An 18805-nucleotide genomic window follows, 5' to 3' on the forward strand; every position below is an offset into this window, starting at 1 on the left:
GGACAAGCGCTAGAACGGCGGCAGGGACGGGCAGGACAAACGGGAGCCGCCAGAGCAGATGAGCCGGATCGCGATCATGCAGCCCTACCTGCTGCCCTACCTCGGCTACTTCCGGCTGATGGTGGACGTGGATGCCCTGGTGCTGGGCGACGTGCAGCAGTTTCCCCGGCGCGGATGGGTGCATCGCAACCGGCTGACCGACGACAGGGGCGCCCCCGGCTGGCTGACCCTGCCGCTGAAGCCGAAACCGCTGGGAACCCGGATCGGAGAGATCGCCTTTGCCGAGGGGGCCGAGGTCACCTTTGCCCGGAACATGGCGCGCTTCGCCGCCTGCCGCAGTCCCAACGCGGCGACGGCGCCCCTGGTCGAGACGCTGGCCGCGCTCGAGGGGACGCCCCTGGCCGTGATCCGGCGCCTGCTGGAGCAGGTGGGCGCGGCGCTGGGGCTGCACACGCCGCTGCTGCTGCAATCCGACTTTCACGATCCCGCCGCCGAGGGGCTGAGCCCCACCGAGCAGATCATCGCGCTTTGCCGTGCGCTGGGGGCGGATGAATATGTCAACGCGCCGGGGGGGCGGGCGCTTTATGACGGGGCGGAGTTCGCGCGGCACGGGGTGAGGCTGCTGTTTCACGATCCCTATCCGGGGCCGATGGACAGTATCCTGCAGCGGATGACCGACGCGCCGCTGGACGGGTTGCGCCGCGAGGTGGTCGCCACCGCCACGGTGCAGCCGGCATGAGCGGGGCCGGGGACACCGCGGCGCCCCTGGGCGGGTTCTTCGGGCTGGAGCTGCCCGACACCGGTGCGGGGCTTTGGGCCCATTGGGGTGCGGCGCGGGGCCTGGCCTTTGCCAACGCGACCTCGGCGCTGGCCGCGCTGGTGCGCCGGGCGGCGCCGGGGGCGGTGTGGTTTCCGGGATTTGTCTGCGCCGAATTCACCCATGCCGTACCGGAGGGGCAGCGCCGCTATTACGCGGTGGACGAGGATCTGGGGCCCGAGGCCGGTACGCTGGATCCGGCGCCGGGGGATATCGTTGTCGGTGTGAACTATTTCGGCCGGGCGGCGGGGGCAGCGGGGGCAGCCTGGCGCGCGCGGGTGGCGGCGCATCCGCGGGTCACCTTTGTCGAGGATTGCGCCCAGGCGCTGGACACCGGGGTGGCGCCCTGGGGGCAGTGGCGGCTTTATTCCCCGCGCAAGCTGGCCGGTATTCCCGATGGCGGGCTGCTGGTGCCCATGGACGGGGCGGGGGGCAGGCAGGTCCTGCCGCCCGCCCCCGAGGCCCCGCCCGTGGAGGCGGTGCAGGCGGCGCTGGCGGCCAAGCTCGCGCGGATGGAGCACCCCCTGGACAATGCGCTGTGGCATCCGATGAACCAGGCGCATGAAGCCGCCCATGCGGTCAGCGGGCAGGGGATGAGCACGCTGTCCCGCAGGCTCATGGGGCTGATCGACGTGGCCGCGGTGTCCGCCCGGCGGCACGAGAATTACCGGGTGCTGGCCGAGGCCCTGGCGCCATGGTCGGTGCTGGCCGATCCCGATCCCGCCTTCGTGCCCTTCGGCTTTCCGGTGCGGCTGGCGCCGGGGCAGAGGGACCGGGTGGCGCAGGCGCTTTACGGGCAGGGGATCTTTCCGGCGGTGCATTGGCGCGACCTGCCCGGCGTGCCCTCGGCCCGGGACCGGGCGCGGGCCGAGAGCTGGCTGACCCTGCCCTGCGACCAGCGCTGGAGCGTGGACGACATGGCGCGGATGGCGCGGGCCTTTGCCGGGGCGGCGGCATGAGTGCCGCGGCAAAGGCCCGCGCGGGTGCCGCGATGGCGCCGCCCCCCGGGGGGCTTGCCCGCCTCCCGGCCTCTTCTGACCCCTCGACCCCGAAAGGAACGCCATGAAGATCGCTGCCTGGCTTGGCTGCAAGGACGAGGCCGAGCTGATCGGCCATACGATCGCGCATCTGCGCGGGATCGGCGTGGATCACATCTATGCCGTCGACGTGAAATCCACCGACGGCACGCTGGACATCCTGCAGGCCGAGGCCGGCCGGGGCGACCTGGAGGTGCTGACCATCGATGTCGAGGCCGAGGGCCCCGAGAGCGAACACCGCGTGGCCGCGGAGGTCATGGCCCGGGCGACGGCGCGGGGCATGGACTGGCTGCTGTTCTGCGATGCCGATGAATTCTGGATGCCGCGCACGGGGCGGCTGCGCGACATCGCGGGGCTGGAGGAGGCCGACGTGATCGAGGCGCGGCGCTACAACGTGATGCTGGCGGAAGACGGGCCCTGCCTGCGCTTTCCGCTGACGGTGGACCGGCTGGACGAGGTGCTGGTGCATTGCCCGCCGCCCGCCGGCCGGGGCGGCTGGCGCAAGGTGCTGGCCGAGGATCCCTCGATTCCCTGGATCCGGGTGGTGCCAAGCCCCAAGCTGATGGTCCGGCTGACCGGCGTGGCCGCGGTGCAGGCCGGCCACCACGCGGTGCAGCAGGCGGGCGACGCGGCCACGCCGGTCAAGGTGACGGCACCGGATGCGCTGATCGCCCATGTGCCGTTCTCCACGCCCGGGCGGTTCCGGCTGAAGGTGCGCAACATCGTCGAGCTGCACGAGATGACCGGAGAGCCCTGGCCGGAGGGGCAGGCCTGGCACTGGCGCATGTTCCGCGACGGCGCGGCCGAGACCGGGGTGGAGGCGGAATTCGCCCGCAACATCACCGCGCCCGAGCAGCGGGACGAGATGCGCGCCGAGGGCACGCTGCGGCCATTGTCGGAGCTGTGGGGCGCGGGCTGAGGGCGCGTGCCCGGCGGACCGGACAGGGATCGCGACAGGGATCGCGCCGGGGGCCTGCCCGGGGCGCGCGGCCCTGACCTGGCCCCTGACCCGGTCCTCAGACCCGGTAGGGCGGGAAGCGGTCCGGGTTCAGGCGGTCTCCGGCGGCGGCGCAGAGCCTGTCATGGGCCCCCCGGTCATAGACCTGCCGGACCGAGAGCAGCGGGAATTCATCGGCGTTGAACCGCCCCTTGGTCCAGTGGATGCCGTCCCCCGGCGTGCCCGCCCCGCCGATGTTGAAATAGCGGACCCCCATCGCCCGGTAATGTTCGGCCATGCGCCAGAACATCCAGGCCCCAAGGGAGCGCCCCGCCTCGGTCGTGGCGGCAAGGTGGCCGTCCACGTGATCCCCGTGGCGGTGGGTGAGATAGGCGGCGACGATCCCGCCCTCCACCTCGGCGCCGAAGAGGTCGAGGCCGTCGGTTTCGTACCAGGTCTCGATACAGGCGCGGGGGAAGACGGAACTTGCCTTCAGCCGCGCCATCGCCGGGTAGTAGAGATCGAGGAAGGGCTGTTCCAGCCGCGCCCTGCCGGTGACAAAGCCCACGCCCTGGCGGTCGGGTTTCGTGATCGTCCTGCGGGCGTTGCGGCTGGTGCTCGTGGCCAGGTCCCAGGTGGAAAGATCGAAGCGGATCATGATGTTATGGGCGCGGATATGATCCGGGTCCAGCGCCTGCAGGCCGTGGTTGTCCAGCCCCAGCTGGATGTAGCCCGTCACCCATCCGCGGTCGGCCGCATAGGCGGCCCAGGCCTGCAGCGGGGCAAGGCTGTCGGGGACGATCGCGGCGCCCGACAGGCCCGGGATCGTGGCGATGTCGCTGAGCCCGCTGCCCGGTATGGGGCGCTCGACGAAGGGCAGCAGCATCCGCGCGCCACCCGCCTCCACCACCGCCAGCCGCGGGTCGAGCCCGGCGGCCGCCAGCCCGCGCGCATAGCCATGGGTATGCGACGGCAGGCCATGCGCCTCCACGGCGGCGGTCCAGGCCTCGGGCTCGGACAGGGTCAGGATCGTGACAGCCGACATGGGCTATGCTACGCGGCGCGCAGAGGGAACGGGCATCGGATCTTCGGGATCATCGGGGATCGGCCTGGCCCGCAGTCATGGAGAATTGGCGTGCAGCAGAACACGGTAGACCTCTGGGATCAAGGCTGGGCGCCGCTCTACGACGACATGGACAACGTGCGCAGCCCGAACCAGCACACGGCCTTCTACGTCGGTCTCGTGACCCCCGGAACGGGCAGCCTGCTGGACCTGGGCTCGGGCACCGGGTCGATCACCGCGCCGGTGGTGGAGAAGATGCGCGAGGGCGGCGCCGACCGTCCGGCGGTGGGCGTGGACCTGGCCCCGGCGATGGTCGAGCTTGCCGCCGCGCGCTATCCCGCGATCGACTGGCGCCTGGGCGACATCAAGTGCCCGCCGGTGGCGCCGGAGGAGCGTTTCGACCTGGTGATCTGCTGTTTCCACACGATGCAGGCGCTGCGGACCGAGGCGGACATGGCCGAATCCCTGTCCAACATCCGCGACGCGCTGGCCCCGGACGGGCGCTTCGCCTTCGACATCTACCAGCCCAACCGCGCCTATCTGGCGAAGGCGGCGGCCGGCGGGCTGGAAGACGGGCGCGTGGTGCGGGAATTTTCCGACAGAACGGGGCGCAGGCTCAGGGTGCGGGAATATTCGACCTACGACCCCGAGACACTGCTGTTCAGCGGCACGTGGTACCTGCACGACGGGGTGACCGACGCGCGTCTGCCGCTGGAGCCGATGGACCAGACGCTGCGGCAGTATTTCGCGTCCGACATGGAGCGTCTGCTGGCCGACGCGGGGCTGCAGATCGTCGAGCGCTACGGCGATCTGGACCGGTCCCCCTTCACGCCCGAGGCGAAGCGGCAGGTGATCGTCTGCGGCCAGGGGTGAGGGGTGCCAATCTCCCTCGTATAAGCATTGTTATGTGAAATACACCTGCCTGCCGCCCCGGGCCGGTCCTGTCTCATGCGCCCCCTTGCGGCGAATCCCCTGCGCGTCTATATAGGGCGGGCTAAGCATCTTCCTTCGATCTACTGTTTCCTGACCGCTTCAGTTGTTCTTATGACGAAACTGAGCCGGGCCACCGCGTCGTGTGGGTGGCATTACTACAGGAGACATCACGATGGCCAATGGCACCGTGAAATGGTTCAACGCCACCAAAGGTTTCGGATTCATCGCCCCCGAGCATGGATCGAAGGACATCTTCGTCCATATTTCCGCGCTTGAGCGCGCCGGCATCCACAAGCTGGATGACGGCCAGGCCGTGACTTTCGACATCGAAAGCGGCCGCGACGGACGTGAATCCGCGTCCAACCTCGCCCTGGCATAAGCCGGCGCCGACATGACGGGACGGGCGGGGGTCTCCCCCGTTCGTCGACCTTTTGCCGGCGCGGCATCCGACCGGGATGCCCTGCGGCCGCCATGGGCAGAGGCTGGTGTCCGAACGTTTTCGAACCCGCCTCCGAACCCCATGCAAAACAGGTGCAACCGGCACCTGAGAATTGAAAATCATGATAGAAATCAACTGGGGCACGCCCCTGACCTACGTCGTGTCGCAAGACGGCGACACCAAGAAATTCACCACGATCGAACAGGCCCGCTACTGGCTTCGCAAGAAATGGCCCGTCGCGGATCACCACCGGGACCGGGCGATCGACCATGTCGACGCGGCGATGCAATGCCTCGCTCCGGTCGACGCGGCCCGCCAGGCCTTTGCCCGGGCGGCGCAATCTGCCGGCTTCGTTGCCTGGCATGACACTGCCGCACCGGCCTGACCGACCGGCGCCCCGTTCCGCGGCGCGCCCCGGCGGGCCCCGGCCCCATGCAGCCCCGCCGGCCCAAAGCACGGTCCCGGCGCGTAGCCCGAACAGGACCGAAGATGGCAAGACTCACGAAAGAGACGATGTTCAAGAAGACCTCCACCCGCGCGGAGACGCTTCTGGACAAGACGACGCGCGCGGCGCAGGAAATCATCGACGACGAGACCGAGCTGCGCGCCACCAAGACCGCGCGCCTGCGCAAGGCCCGGCTCGAGCGGGAGGCCACGGCGCCGGCGACCCCGCCCAAGGCCGCCCGGACGCGCAAGGCCGCCACCGCCGGCAAGGCGGGCAAGACCGGAAAGACCGGCACGGGCAGCTGATCCCCGTTTGATCCCCGACTGAGCCGCGATGAAGCCGGGGGCCCGCCGTGGCCCCGGGCCCGGGCGCGTGTCTCGCCCATTGCCTCCCCTGCCTTCGATGCCCCACACTCCGCCCGCGTGCCCGCGCCGCCGTACCGGAGATCGCCGGGACGGGGCCGAAACGGGACCGGAACGGGGCCAGAGACATGACAGACACCGCCATCTTCCGCAGCCTGCGCCGGGCCCGCCTCTGCACCCTGCTCTGTGCGGCCCTCGTCCTGGGCGCCGGGGCCGTGGCGGCGCAGCCGGCCCCGCGGAACGCGCCGGGAGAGCTGCGGCCGATCTGGCGGAACCAGCCGGTCATCGGCATCTGGCTGAGCGGCGGACAGGGGCTGGAAAAGGTGCCCGCCTATCTCGATCACACCGATTTTCCCTATGCCCGCCGGCCCTACCCCGAAGAGGTGCCCTTTGCCGACCGGCTGACCGTGGTGCGGCTGCTGGGTGGCTGGATCCCCTCCGATCTCGGCAAGGGCGAGACGCGGGGTTACGATGCGATCGCCGAGGCCGACCTGGTCACCCGGCGCCATGGCGGGCCCAGCCTGCGGACGACGCCGCTGATCGATCTGGGGCCGCTGGATTGCGACGACGCGGCCGGCCGCTGCACAGGCGACCTGCACTGGACGGTGCCCGAGGGCCAGGCCCTGCAGATCACCTCGGAGGGCGCGGTGCTGGTCTGCGCCGACAGCCCCGGCCGGCAGGCGGTGGGCGATTTCCGGATCGGAACGGAGCGGGTCTTCGATGTCTTTCTTGGGAAAGATTGTCCCATGAATGGGACACAAGAGAGCGGGCAGCAGCCGGTGGGCTCGATGACCGTCGATCCCTCGGAGCTGGTCTATCATTTCGAGCTGATGAAGGCCCGGCTCGATCCCTATATCGCGGCGGGCTACACCGACCTGACGCTGGTGCTGGACAATTTCCCCTGGGATTTGCCCTACGCGCCCGTGACCGGCACGATCGGCCAGACCGCGCCGCCGGCCAGCGTGGCGGAATGGGCCGCCTTCGTGGACCGGATGACGGGCGCGCTGATCGCCTATTACGGGCGCCCGGTGGTGGAACGCTTCCGCTTTCGCCTGGGCACCGAACAGCAGTCGAAGGACCGCTTTTCCGGCACGCCGGAGCAATACCTGGCGCTTTACGAGGCGACGGTGGAGACGATCCGGGGCCACCTGCCCGACGCGGTGATCGGCCCCTTCAACCAGGCCGGGGCCAGCGCCGATCCCGAGGGGCTGACCTATGCCTATCTCTACCGGGCGCTGCCCGATCCGGGCTATATCGGCTATGTCGCCCATTCGCTCTATTACGTCCCCAGGGTGCGGCAGGGCACGGTGGCCAACACCCATATCAGCCAGCGCCTGCCCGCTCTTCGCAGGCTCTGGGCCGGGCTGCCGATCCCCCGGGGCGTGCCGGTGGAATTCCAGGAATTCGGCGTGCTGCGGAACGTCCAGGATGTCCCTACCCCCGAGCCGGGCGCGCGGGGGGCCGCGATGCATGTGGCCGATGTCTTCGACCTGCTGGGCGCCGGGGTCGGCGGGCTCTGGCACTGGACGGCGTTCGAACGGCTGATCGTGGCCCGCGAAGGGGTCGAGACCCGGATCCTGCTGGGCCGGGGCTGGCTTTATCTGGTGCTGGAGCGGTTCCTGGGCGGGACGGTCTACGATGTCTCGCCGCTGGCGGGGGCGGAGGATGCACCGATGGTCGGTGCCCATTACATCGACATGGATGAGGCGGGCGGCGGGGCGGACGCGCTGGTGGTCAGCGCCTTCAACCTCGATCCGGCGCGGGATTCCCCCGATCCCCGGAAGGTCACGGTCACCGTCCCGAAAGAGCTGATGCCCGATCCCGGCGCGGCGCGGATCGACCAGGTGGCGCTGAACCAGGGCAACGCGGTCTACGACCTGATCCGCGCCGACCTGGCGGCCGAGGGGCTGCTGGCGGCGAGGTTCGCCGATCTTCCCGGCGCGCCGACGGGGTTTCTCAAGGAGATGACCGGGCCCGAGGGCCAGGCCTTTGTCGCGCGAAACTGGGACAGGTACCGCGCCGGGATCGAGGACACGCTGATGCGGCAGCCCGCCGCCCCCGCGATCGCCGAGGAGACGGAGAGCTACCGCATCACGCTGGACCTGCCGGCGCCCGGGGTGCTGGTGCTGCTGCTTGCCCCGGGGGGCTGACTGCTCCGGTCAGGGGCAGCAGACGAAGCGCAGCGTGCAGGTCTCTTCCAGCAGCACGGTGTTCAGGCGGAACCCGTCCTCCATCCAGCTGACGAATTCCACCCGGCAGACCTGGGCCGCGGCGGCATTGACCAGCCGCACGATGTCGCTGTCGTAGAACCAGGTCTTGGTGGTGCCCGCGGCATCGGTGGTGAAGGCCCAGGTGAAATCGTTGCGCACCCCGCTCCGCCTCCAGGAAAATTCGCCAAGCGCGGTGCTCAGGTCGTTGACCTGGTTGGTATGGGCGAAGACGCGGACGGATTTCGGCCGGAAGCCGGGGCGGATCTCGAACGGGCCGGTGCCGGTCAGGACCTGGTCGATGTTCACCGGCGCCTCGGAGGCATGGCCCAGGTTATACGCGATATGCAGCGGCATGGTCGGCTTGAACACGTTGCCGATGGTCATGTCCCACAGCCCCATGCCGGCGGGGATGTTGCGCAGGTCGTTGCCGCGCACGGTCAGGTCGCCGGACTGGTTCGAGCCGCCGGCGCGCGCCTGGCGGAAGATATGCGACGGATAGCCCGGGCGGGTCTCGATGAAGGTATTGCCCTCGAAGCGGACGTTGTCGCAGCCCCCGGCGCTGGAGGTGCCGACGCTGATCACCGCCTCGGTGCGGATGTTGATCCCGGTGCCGCAGACCGGAACCGAGCCCTGGTTGTAATTGAAGCGCTCGGAAAACGGGCCGAAGGGCAGCCGGTAATTGCCGGTGGTCGTCAGCCCGGTGTTGTTGTTCCGGAAGGTGCAGTTCTCGATGATGTAATTATGCGACCCGGTGGCGACCAGCGCCTTGTTCGACGCGCCCTCGAGCAGGCAGTTGCGCACCGTCACGTTGCGGGCATCGGATTCGATCAGCTGCGAGGCGATGTCGGTCAGCACGTTGTCCTTGAGCACGCAATCCTCGATCAGCGCCTGCCCGCCGTTATAGCAGACGCGGGAATTGATGAAGACCGTGCTTTCCCCGCAGCCCGAGGCATAAAGCCGGCGCAGCGTGCCGCCCTTGGCCGGCATGAAGGCGATGGCCGAGCGTTCGGCGTCGATCACGGTGACATCCTCGACCAGGGTGCCGTCGCTGGGGGCATAGCTGGCCAGCGGGTTTTCCGGATTGCCGTAGGATTGCACCCAGATGCAGTGATAGGCGCCGTCGCTCTTGCCGCAATTCTCGAAGCGCAGGTTGCGGTAGACGCCGCGCAGACAGCCGCCGTCGGCCAGCGCGCGGCAGTGGAAGTTGCGGAACACCACGTTCTCGACCCGGGGGCTGACCACCTTGGAGAACGAGAGGCCGGAGCCGACCGCCTCGAAGTCCGGATTGCGCCGGTCGACCTCCGGCGTGGCCAGCAGCGAGACATCGGCATAGCCGCCCATCGGCCAGACCACGGGCGTGCCGGAATAGCCATACCCGCCGTCCTGCACGATCACGCTGCTCAGCGTGCCGTTCTCGATCGTCGCCACCGCCTGGGCGCCGCGCCCGCTGCCGCCCTCGAAATACAGGTTCACCGTGTCCGCCTGATAGGGATGGGTCGGATGGCTGTTCCAGCCCGAACCGCCGTTGTTGATGACGACATCCGTGATCTGGTTGCCGACCACGGTGGCGGCCAGCGACACGCCGGAAATCCCCGCCCCCAGCGCGCCCGAGCCGGGGCGGTAATCCTCCTCGGGGTCGGTGACCGGCGTGCCGTCGGCCTGCGCAAGCCAGCGCGAGAACGGCAGGTCGGTGCCGTCCAGCGTGCAGTTCACGATGGCGATGTCGCGGGCGTCGCGGTCGGGACCGGTCTTGTTGATGTCGCGGTTGCCCAGCCAGACCTCGCCCAGGGTGGTGTCGGGATGGACCTTCAGCGTGGTCACCCCCTCGCCCTGGCCCTGGAAGATCACGCCCGAGGCGATCGTCGTCTCGGTCAGGCAATAGGTCTTGCCCAGCCCGCCCAGCAGCACGCCGCCGCCCTGGCTTTCCAGGTAATCCATCGCCGCGTTCCAGGCGGCGGTGTCCTTCGACACGCCGTCGCCCTTCGCGCCGAAATGTTCCAGCATGACCGGCGCCACCGGCAAGAGCCCCGGCAGGTCCGGGATCGCCGTGGCGCCGGTGGCCCAGATATAGCCGATGCCGCCGGCGCGGATCTCGTCGCCGTCCTGGCCCGGCTCCATCCCCGACAGGGTGCCGCGGCTGGCGGTCATCGGCCCCGGATCCGGCGTCCCGCCGCCCGGCTCCAGGTCAAGCTCGAAGACGTCGATCACCGCGCGCCCCTTGGGGCTGCCGGCCAGCCACAGCGTCTCGCCCACGTCGCAGCGCACCACCTGGCTGCGCCCCGGGCGCAGCAGATGCGCCTTGCGCGGCTCCAGCGCGGGCTGGGTTTCGGCCGGGGTGCGCGCCCAGCGGATGTCGGTGGACGCGGTGTTGCTGACCAGCATCTCGCAGATGTCCACCGCCGGGTGGCTGTTGGTCGGGGTCCAGGCGGGGGTCAGGGTGTAGGGCGTCGATACCATCTGGCTTATCCTGTCTTTCCAAGCATTTGGGCCGAACATTCGGGCAGGCGGACAGCCCGCCAGGCGCCGGCATCCTTGTCGTGGAAGCTCTATTTCGTGGTTAACAGGGCGTCCGCGCATCCGCGCAACTGCCCCGCGCCCGGCCCTGCGGCCCGCCCCCGCCTCGCGCGCAGGTTCCTGCCGCGGTGCTCGGCCGGGGCCCCGCCGCCGCAGAGGGCGCCGCGCCGTTCATCCGGCACGACGGCCTCGGCTTGTACGGTTTCCGGAAACATCCTAAGAAAACGGTTGATCCCATGCCCCCAACCTCGGCAGAAAGCCGGAACCCTAAGGGGGGCCGGGGCCCTTGGGCGCCCCGCGGGCGGCACGAGACGCAGACAAGACAGAGAACAAAGCGGAAGAAGCGCGGAATGGATCGCACGGTCGTCCTTCATTATCACCTGTTCAAGAACGCGGGGACGTCGCTCGACCAGATCCTCAGGCGCAACTTCGGCCCGCGCTGGGTCACGCGCGAATTCCCGATGAGCGAGGACAACAGCGCCGAGCTTGCCGAGTGGATCCGCTCCGAACCCGGGGCCGTGGCCTTTTCCACCCATACCGCCATGGGGCCGGTGCCCCGGATCGAGGGCGTGAACATCGTCTCGGTCATGCTGCTGCGCGATCCGGTCGCGCGGATCCGCTCGGCCTATCGCTTCGAGCGCAAGCAGGACGCCGACACCTGGGGCGCCGAGCTGGCCAAGCAACACGATCTCGAAGGATACGTGCGCGCCCGGCTCGAGCGGGTCAACGACCGCCAGTGCCGCAATTTCCAGACCCACCGCCTGGCCTCCATGGTGCCCGGCGACGCGCCCGAACTCGACCGGGCCCGCGCGGGGCTGCGCCAGCTGTCGGTGGTGGGGCTCGTGGAGGCCTTCGAGGACGCGGTGTCGGACCTGGCCGGGGCGATCCGCCCGGCCTATCCCGATTTCGAGTGGAAGACCGTGCGCGCCAACACCACCACCGCGGCGCCTCCGACCTCCGAAGACGCCCGTATCGACACGCTGATGGCCGAGGCGAACGCGGATGACAGGGCGCTGCTGGCCGAGGCCCGGGCGCTTCTGGACGGCGCCCGAGAGCCGGAATGAAGCTGCTTGTCATAGGCAATTGCCAGGCCCGGCCGCTGTCGCGCATCCTGTGCAGCGGCGGCAGCTTCGAGGCGCTTGCCCCGATCATCCTGCACCTGTCGAAGGACGATCAGAAGGCCGAGCACGAGGCGGCGATGGATGAAGCCGACGTGATCCTGACCCAGCTGACGGCCGAGAATTTCCAGGTTGCGCATCTGGTGGCGGCGCGGGTGCGTGACCGCCATCCCGGCAAGGTGCTGATCTGGCCCAACCTGTTCCATGCCGGCCAGCATCCGTTCCTGCGCTACCTGACCCATCCCCGGTACGGTCGGATCCTGGGACCGCTCGACGCCTATCACGATCTTCGCCTGATCGCCGAATGGCGCGCGGCGCGTGGTCTGGGGCCGGCCCCTGCCGGGGATCTCGCGGCGCTTGCCGCCGAGGTCCATGCCGAGGCCAGCGCCACGCTGAGCGCGCGCGAGGCCGCCTGCGACGTGGGCGTGTCCGATCTGATCGCGGCCCATCACGCCGAGCGGCTGCTGTTCTACACCTTCAATCACCCGGTGCGCTGGCTTCTGGACCAGCTGGCCGGGCGCATCGCCGACCGGCTTGCCGACCGGCTGGGCCAGCCGGTCCCTCTGAAACCGCTGCCGCCGGCCTTCGAGCCGCTGAACCAGTTCACGCCGCCGCTGGCCGATGTGCTGGGCGAGCTGGACCAGGCGCCGCAGCCGCCCTATCGCGGCATCGAGGTCGAGCTTGCCCCCGGTCACGCGATCCGCCCCGGCGCCCGCACGACCTATACGCCCGAGGCGCTCAGGGCGCGGTATTTCGACTGCTACGATCACCTCGGCCCGCTGATGACCGAGGCGGTGGCCGATCTGCGGACAACGCCGGCGGCGGGTTTCGATCACGTCTTCCTGGGCCCCCGAACCCGAATCCGAACCTGAATCCGAACCGCCAAGCGGCCTGCAATCGGCGCCTCCGCGCTAGCAGACCCGGCTCAGCGCCTCTTCCAGCCGGTCCAGCGGAACGACCACGTCACGGCGGTTGTGGGCCGCGTTATGCTGGACCGTCCTGTAATCGACCGTGCCGAATTCGGGATCCTGGCAGGTCACGGATTCATAGCCCAGTCCACGCAGCCGGGCCATGTACCAATAGGCATGCGTCCCGCAGAGCGGCGCATGCAGTTCCACGACCGACCCACCGTCAGGCTGGAAGGCCAGGTTTGCCAGCCCTGCGCCATGCACCCCCATCAGCACCTCGACCCCGGCAAAAAGCTGCAGCTGCGCGCGGACGGACATCGTGGCCGGATCGCCGAAGGCAAAGCCGAAGCGTGCCGCAAGCGCGCGGGTCTCCTCGGCATTGACGATGTTGCGGGGCAGGCCCGGGGCCCGTTCGATCATGAACCGCCGCGCCTGCGGGCCGTCGGGATCCTTCGGGATCCGCGCGCGGATGCGCGCCAGAACGGCGAGATGCGCGTCCGAGCCGACCTGGGCCGGGTGGCGCAACCCGTTGAAACTGTCCGACAGCAGCACCAGGTCGGCGAAGCGCACCGTGCCACGCACCCTGGGCCCCGCCCCCGACTGTCCTCCGGGCCGCCCCGCCAGCGCGCGCAAGGGCAGGCCCAGCATCGCCGCGATCTCGTCGGCATATCCGAAGGGGTGGAACAAAAGCGCCTGGCGCGCGCCGAAGGCGCTCTCGGCCAGAAAGGCCCGCGGCAGCTTGTCGAACAGGAAATGGCAGATGTTCGGCTTGATGAAAAAGTCATCAATCAGCACCGACGGCGCGTCGATCTCTTCCTCGACCTCTTCGAGGAAGGGCGCCGCGCCGAAGAACATGCCGTTGATCAGCCGGCCCTCGCGGTCGAACAGGTAGAATTCCGGCCGCCCCATCCTGCTCACGTCGAAGGACAGGCGCACGTCGCGGAACCGGAAGGCGTCAAGCCGCAACCGGGGCATGCGCTGGTTGCGGTGGAAAACGTAGTGATCGTCGAAGGTGGGCGCGGCGATCTCGGGGCCCGGATCGGGCGGCATCACCGTGATGCGCTCTGCGGCGGCCTCGTCCAGCGGGGCCACGCCGATCTCGGGCCAGGCCGCATCCGCATCGGCCAGCATGGCCCGGATCTTTTCGGCGTCGAACAGCCAGTCGGTGGTCAGCACGCCGCTGAGCGCCCCCCGGGTCAGGCGCAGGAAATGGGTCGGCAGATCGTCGGGCGCCTTCGGGGGGGTGTTTTTCGGAGCCGCGGGCGCAGTCATTCCGTCTTGCCCCGAACGGCCCATTTGTCGGTGTCGAGCTGGAAATCCAGCTTGCCCTGCAATTGCGCCCAGTCCGGCTTGTCGATGTCCCAGACGAACAGGCGCTCGCGCAGCGGACCCGAGAAGTACTCCAGCACCGCCAGGTGATGGCGGAACCATTCCAAGCGCCAGCGGTCGAAGGTCTCGGCATCGGTCTCGTAGCCGTAATAACGGCGATAGGCCGAGGTATAGGCCCCCTCGCCATGCTTGTGGCGGCTGCGGATCCAGCCCTCGACATTGCGGGTGTTGAGAATGAAGAGCGCCTCCGGGTAGGCGGCGTGCAAGTCCCGGAAATACCGGTAGCCCTCGGTCATGTCCCGGGCGTGGACATATTCCATGTCGGAAAAGACATTCACGTCGGGCCAGGGCGCCAGGGGCACGCCGCCGGTCTCGACCGCCTGCCGGATGTCCTTGGCCAGGTCTCCCCGCATCCAGTCGGCGGTCTGCAGCCCGTGCCGCTTGAAGAAATGGCTGATCGCGCGCGTGGCGCATTTGTTGAAACCGATCTGGATAATCTTCATGCCGTCATGTCCTGCACCGCCGATCCCGGCCGGGCCAGTCGCGGCCCGCGCGCGTGGCGGGCCCATTGGCCGAAACCGGTCGGAGTTTTCGTCATCATTCGTTCCTCGCGGCCCTGACCTAGCGGATCAGGGACGATCTGGCGATGGGATTATGCCGATCGGACGGGGTCGGACGCCCGAAGCGCCGCACCGGCCCGGGGCGGGACCGGCTTCGGACGTCTGGCGGGGGCGGCTGGACGGGACGCCGGCGGTGCGCGGAGGCGGCGCTTGCAGCCGCCTTGGCCTGGGCTCCGCCCGTTCGGCGCTGAAATCGGTCCACTGGACCGATTTCCGGGCGCGCCTTGGCCGGGGCTCCGCCCGTTCGACGCTGAAATCGGTCCACTGGACCGATTTCCGGGCGCGCCTCACCCCTTCGCGCCCTGGCCTCGGGCATAGATGTCCTCGTAGCGGATGATGTCGTCCTCACCCAGGTAGGACCCGGTCTGAACCTCGATCAGCACCATGTCGATCTTGCCGGGGTTCTCCATCCGGTGAACGGCGCCAAGCGGGATATAGACCGACTGGTTTTCCGTCACCAGTTTCACCTCGTCGTCGATCGTCACCTTCGCGGTGCCCTCGACCACGATCCAGTGCTCGGCCCGGTGATGGTGGCTTTGCAGCGACAGGCTCGCGCCCGGCTTCACATGGATCCGCTTCACCTGGAACCGCTCGCGCAGGATCAGCGTCTCGAAATGGCCCCAGGGGCGGAAATCGACGGGCAAAGCCGTCGCCTGCGCCGCGCCCTTCTGCTTCAGCGCGGTGACCGCCAGCTTGACGTCCTGCGCGCGGCTGGCATCGGCCACCAGCACCGCGTCGGGCATGGCCACGGCCACCAGGTTCTCGACGCCCAGACCGACCAGTTCCAGCCCCGGCACCTCGGATCGCAGCAGCGAATTGCGGCACTCGATCGCGGTCACGTCGCCCGAGGTCGCCACGCCGTCGGCATCCGGGTTGCTGAGTTCATGCACCGCGGTCCAGCTGCCCAGGTCCGACCAGCCGCCCGAATAGGGCACGACCGACAGGTTGTCCGCCCGTTCCATCACCGCGTAATCGAGCGAGATGTCCTCGACCCCGGCCCAGGCCGTGGGATCGAGCCGCAGGAAGCCGAGATCCGCCTCGGCCTGTTCGACCGCGGTGCGCACCGGGGCGATCAGGGTGGGGGCATGGGCCTCGAAGGCGGCGATGATGTCCCGGGCGGCGAACAGGAAGATCCCCGCGTTCCACAGGTAGGTGCCGGCCTCCAGCATGGTCTGCGCATTGGCAAGGTCCGGCTTCTCGACAAAGCCCTCCAGCGGCGTGGCGCCGCCCGAACCGTCCGGCTTCGTGCCGAGGCTGAGATAGCCATAGCCCGTCTCGGGGCGGTCGGGGGTGATGCCGAAGGTGACCAGCTGGCCGGCGCGCACCGCCTCCATGCCGCGCGCCACGGCGTCGCGGAAGGCGCCGGCATCGGGCACCACGTGATCCGAGGGCGCGACCAGCATCACCGCCTCCGGGTCCTTTGCCGCCAGGTAGAGCGCGGCGGCCAGCACGGCCGGCGCGGTGTTCTTGCCCTCGGGCTCGATCAGCACCGGGCCGGGGTCGATGCCCACCTCGGTCAGCTGCTCGGTCACGATGAAGCGGAAATCGGCATTGGTCAGCACCGCCGGCGCGCCGAAGGACAGCGCCCCTGCGCCGTCCTGCCCGGTCAGCCGCAGCGCCGAGGCCTGGAACAGGCTGGTCTCACCCACCAGCTGGGTGAACTGCTTGGGATAGCTCTTCCGGGACAGGGGCCAGAGCCTTGTGCCGGAGCCCCCGCTGAGAATGACCGGTGTGACGATATCCATGGGTCTCTTGATCTCTCCTGTCGAATTCCGCTCCGAAACGCGCTAGGCCCGGGGGGAAATAAAATCGTTATCCGCTCCTGTCCTCATCCTCCACCTACCCCGGGAAGCACATGAAAAAACAGCGGGAAAATGCTGCAGATGCGCCTCGCGTCATGGTTGAGGCATTTTAGGGACTCCCCGGCCCTGCCCCGTGCCGTTAAGACGTGCACTCGAGACAGCAGGGCGCGGCGCGCAGGGCGGCAAATGCGGCAGATGAACAAGGACGACGTGATTTGAGCGAGAAAACAGATCTCCCCGACGGTGTGGCACAGGTCGTGCTGTCCAACGGCATCGTCATGGCAAATGTCACGCAGGCCCTGCTCGACCGGGGGCTCGGGCTGGGCGTGGGCAACGACGAGGTCCGCTTCGAACCCGTGGGCGAGGAGGACGACGATCTTCCCGAGCTGCTGATCGAATACCGGCCCCGCTTCGACCCCGAGGACCTGGCCGAGACGATCGAGCCCGGGGACATGCCCGTCAAGAAGCTCTGCAACGTCAACATCAACAAGATGACCGACTGGGCGCTGGCCAATCGCAACACGGTGCAGATGGCCTTCCTCACCTCCGAACCCTGCGTGATCGGGCTCAAGACCCCGCTGCGGCTGGCGCCCCATGTCACCACGCTGGTGTTCCGCGCGGGCCTGGCCATCCACCGCGCCGCCGGCCGGCTGATCGTGACCACCACCGACCTCAAGACCGGGCGCCGCGAAAGCCGCGACTTCGCCTTCGATCCGACCTGCATCGGCGGGACCCAGATCGGCAAGTACCTGCAGATCGAACACAACCTGGCCCCGAGCGAGAACGAGGTCGAACTCTCGCTCTCCGTCGCCTACGACAGTTTCGAGGGCACCGAGCCGGGCCAGACCGCCTTCTTCTTCGTCGCCGATCCCCATGTCGGCCAGGTCCGCGCCGGCAAGGGGCTGGCCGGGGCGCTGGTGATCGAGGGGCCGGGGATCGACCCCGGCGCCGACTACATCTGGGCCCGCGCGCCCGTCCCGGCCTTCCTGTCGGCCGAGGACGACCTGGAGCTGCTCGACGGATCCGACCGCTACCGGCTGCTCTCCGGGACGGGCCGCCGCATCGCGGTGACCGAGGATTACGGCCATGCGCTGGTCCTGAGCGCCTCGGAAACCGGCACCTACCGGGTCTTCATCGACGGCCAGTTCGCCTTTACCCAACACCTCGGGCCCGACCCGGCGCCGATGCGGATGCCGTCGCAATATTTCACCGGCACCACCCACTGGGTCACCATCACCGACGAGATCGGCGCCGAGCAGCTCTTTGCCGACACCGTGCTGATGCCGCGCCTGCTGACGCCGCATGACGTGCTGAAGACCGAAAGCTCGGCCCCCTTCCCCGGCCCGCTCTTCGCCGCCGCCAGCCACCGCTACGAGGCGCTGCGCGCGCAGATGGCCGCGGGCCTCACCCCCGAGGAACAGGCCCAGGTCGCCTGGTGCCTGCGCGTGGTCGAGGGCGGCTATGGCAATGTCCGGCTGGAGCCGCTGGCCTTCCCCGAACATGACGAGCCCCTGGTCTCGATCGTGATCCCGGCCCACAACAAGGTCGAGGTCACCTACCTGGCGCTGGCCTCGCTGCTGCTGGCCCACAACAAGGCCAGCTTCGAGGTGATCGTGGTCGACGACGCCTCCACCGACGAGACCGCCCGGCTGGAAGAGATCGTCTCGGGCATCACGGTGATCCGCAAGACCCAGGCGCAGCGCTTCATCCGCGCCTGCAACTCCGGCGCGGCCCAGTCCCGCGGGCGCTATGTGATGCTGCTCAACAACGATGTCGAGGTCACCAACGGCTTCCTCGACGCGCTGCTCGACGCCTTCGACCGCTTTCCCAAGGTCGGGCTGGTGGGCTCCAAGCTGCTCTATCCCGACGGGCGGCTGCAGGATGCCGGCGGCATCATCTGGAACTCGGGCAACCCCTGGAACTACGGCCATGGCCAGAACCCCTGGGATCCGCGCTTCTGCTATGCGCGGCAGGCCGATTACCTGACCGGCGCGGCGATGATGACCACCCGCGAGATCTGGGACCAGGTCGGCGGGCTCAGCTCCTACCTGGAGCCGATGTATTTCGAGGATACCGATTTCTCGTTCAAGGTGCGCGAGGCGGGCTACAGGACCTGGTTCGTGCCCTCCTCGGTGATCTACCATTTCGAGGGCATGACCAGCGGAACCGACACCGGCTCCTCCACCGGCTACAAGCGCTTCCAGGAGGTCAACCGGCCCAAGTTCAAGCGCCGCTGGGCCGCCGCCTATGCCGGTTTCGGCACCCAGGGGG

At 68.9% G+C, this 18805-nt stretch carries 16 protein-coding genes; 11 read left to right on the forward strand and 5 right to left on the reverse strand.

What is annotated here, in order from left to right; all coding sequences use genetic code 11:
* The first annotated feature begins 58 nt into the window (after positions 1-58).
* The 3 genes from ATO3_RS24390 to ATO3_RS24400 all read left to right on the forward strand — a co-directional run bounded on the left by ATO3_RS24390 (position 59) and on the right by ATO3_RS24400 (position 2773).
* Complete coding sequence (locus tag ATO3_RS24390; protein ID WP_088652487.1) at positions 59-739, forward strand: WbqC family protein; 681 nt, start codon at positions 59-61, stop codon at positions 737-739.
* Positions 736-1776 (forward strand): PLP-dependent aminotransferase family protein, encoded by a 1041-nt coding sequence (locus tag ATO3_RS24395; protein WP_088652488.1) that lies wholly within the window; start codon positions 736-738, stop codon positions 1774-1776. The genes ATO3_RS24390 and ATO3_RS24395 overlap by 4 nt, the downstream gene beginning before the upstream one ends.
* Positions 1777-1879: 103 nt before the next feature.
* The gene (locus tag ATO3_RS24400; protein WP_088652489.1) at positions 1880-2773 is read left to right on the forward strand and encodes a glycosyltransferase family 2 protein; all 894 of its coding nucleotides are present in this window, start codon (positions 1880-1882) and stop codon (positions 2771-2773) included.
* A 97-nt stretch (positions 2774-2870) separates the two neighbouring features.
* Here ATO3_RS24400 and ATO3_RS24405 read toward each other — a convergent pair whose 3' ends face one another.
* A complete protein-coding gene (locus ATO3_RS24405; RefSeq protein WP_088652490.1) occupies positions 2871-3836 on the reverse strand; it encodes a GNAT family N-acetyltransferase in 966 nt (321 codons plus the stop codon).
* 90 nt (positions 3837-3926) lie between these two features.
* On the opposite strand from ATO3_RS24405, the gene ATO3_RS28895 reads away from it, so the two are divergent.
* From ATO3_RS28895 to ATO3_RS24430, 5 genes are all read left to right on the forward strand, one after another.
* Complete coding sequence (locus ATO3_RS28895; RefSeq protein WP_158218051.1) at positions 3927-4727, forward strand: class I SAM-dependent methyltransferase; 801 nt, start codon at positions 3927-3929, stop codon at positions 4725-4727.
* Positions 4728-4959: 232 nt separating this feature from the next.
* Positions 4960-5166 carry a cold-shock protein gene (locus tag ATO3_RS24415; RefSeq protein ID WP_088652491.1) on the forward strand — a complete coding sequence of 69 codons (207 nt, stop codon included), beginning with the start codon at positions 4960-4962 and terminating at the stop codon, positions 5164-5166.
* A 181-nt stretch (positions 5167-5347) separates the two neighbouring features.
* Positions 5348-5611 (forward strand): DUF982 domain-containing protein, encoded by a 264-nt coding sequence (locus tag ATO3_RS24420; RefSeq protein WP_088652492.1) that lies wholly within the window; start codon positions 5348-5350, stop codon positions 5609-5611.
* Between the two features lie 104 nt (positions 5612-5715).
* Positions 5716-5976, forward strand: a complete 261-nt coding sequence (locus tag ATO3_RS24425) for a hypothetical protein (RefSeq protein WP_198963346.1) — start codon at positions 5716-5718, stop codon at positions 5974-5976.
* Positions 5977-6161: 185 nt separating this feature from the next.
* Positions 6162-8183: a hypothetical protein gene (locus ATO3_RS24430; protein ID WP_088652494.1), complete on the forward strand. Its 2022-nt coding sequence runs from the start codon at positions 6162-6164 to the stop codon at positions 8181-8183.
* 9 nt (positions 8184-8192) lie between these two features.
* On the opposite strand, the gene ATO3_RS24435 is transcribed toward ATO3_RS24430, so the two are convergent.
* Positions 8193-10700, reverse strand: coding sequence for a right-handed parallel beta-helix repeat-containing protein (locus tag ATO3_RS24435; RefSeq protein ID WP_158218052.1), 2508 nt, complete (start codon positions 10698-10700; stop codon positions 8193-8195).
* Positions 10701-11107: 407 nt separating this feature from the next.
* On the opposite strand from ATO3_RS24435, the gene ATO3_RS24440 reads away from it, so the two are divergent.
* Entirely contained in the window at positions 11108-11821 is a 714-nt protein-coding gene (locus ATO3_RS24440) for a sulfotransferase family 2 domain-containing protein (protein WP_158218053.1), read from the forward strand.
* Positions 11818-12747 (forward strand): WcbI family polysaccharide biosynthesis putative acetyltransferase, encoded by a 930-nt coding sequence (locus ATO3_RS24445; protein WP_088652497.1) that lies wholly within the window; start codon positions 11818-11820, stop codon positions 12745-12747. Before ATO3_RS24440 ends, ATO3_RS24445 begins: the two co-directional genes overlap by 4 nt.
* A gap of 39 nt (positions 12748-12786) precedes the next feature.
* Here the strand turns inward: ATO3_RS24445 and ATO3_RS24450 are convergent, their stop codons facing one another.
* The 3 genes from ATO3_RS24450 to ATO3_RS24455 all read right to left on the reverse strand — a co-directional run bounded on the left by ATO3_RS24450 (position 12787) and on the right by ATO3_RS24455 (position 16477).
* The gene (locus ATO3_RS24450) at positions 12787-14055 is read right to left on the reverse strand and encodes a glycosyltransferase family 61 protein (protein ID WP_158218054.1); all 1269 of its coding nucleotides are present in this window, start codon (positions 14053-14055) and stop codon (positions 12787-12789) included.
* Positions 14052-14615, reverse strand: coding sequence for a sulfotransferase (locus tag ATO3_RS28900; RefSeq protein WP_158218055.1), 564 nt, complete (start codon positions 14613-14615; stop codon positions 14052-14054). Before ATO3_RS28900 ends, ATO3_RS24450 begins: the two co-directional genes overlap by 4 nt.
* A gap of 404 nt (positions 14616-15019) precedes the next feature.
* Positions 15020-16477 (reverse strand): mannose-1-phosphate guanylyltransferase/mannose-6-phosphate isomerase, encoded by a 1458-nt coding sequence (locus ATO3_RS24455; RefSeq protein ID WP_088652499.1) that lies wholly within the window; start codon positions 16475-16477, stop codon positions 15020-15022.
* 272 nt (positions 16478-16749) lie between these two features.
* Between ATO3_RS24455 and ATO3_RS24460 the strand changes: the two genes are divergently transcribed.
* Positions 16750-18805, forward strand: a 2056-nt coding sequence (locus ATO3_RS24460; protein WP_143747368.1) for a glycosyltransferase family 2 protein, incomplete at its 3' end; no start/stop codon positions are given.

It is taken from the genome of Marinibacterium profundimaris (assembly GCF_002210095.1).
GTDB lineage: Bacteria > Pseudomonadota > Alphaproteobacteria > Rhodobacterales > Rhodobacteraceae > Marinibacterium > Marinibacterium profundimaris.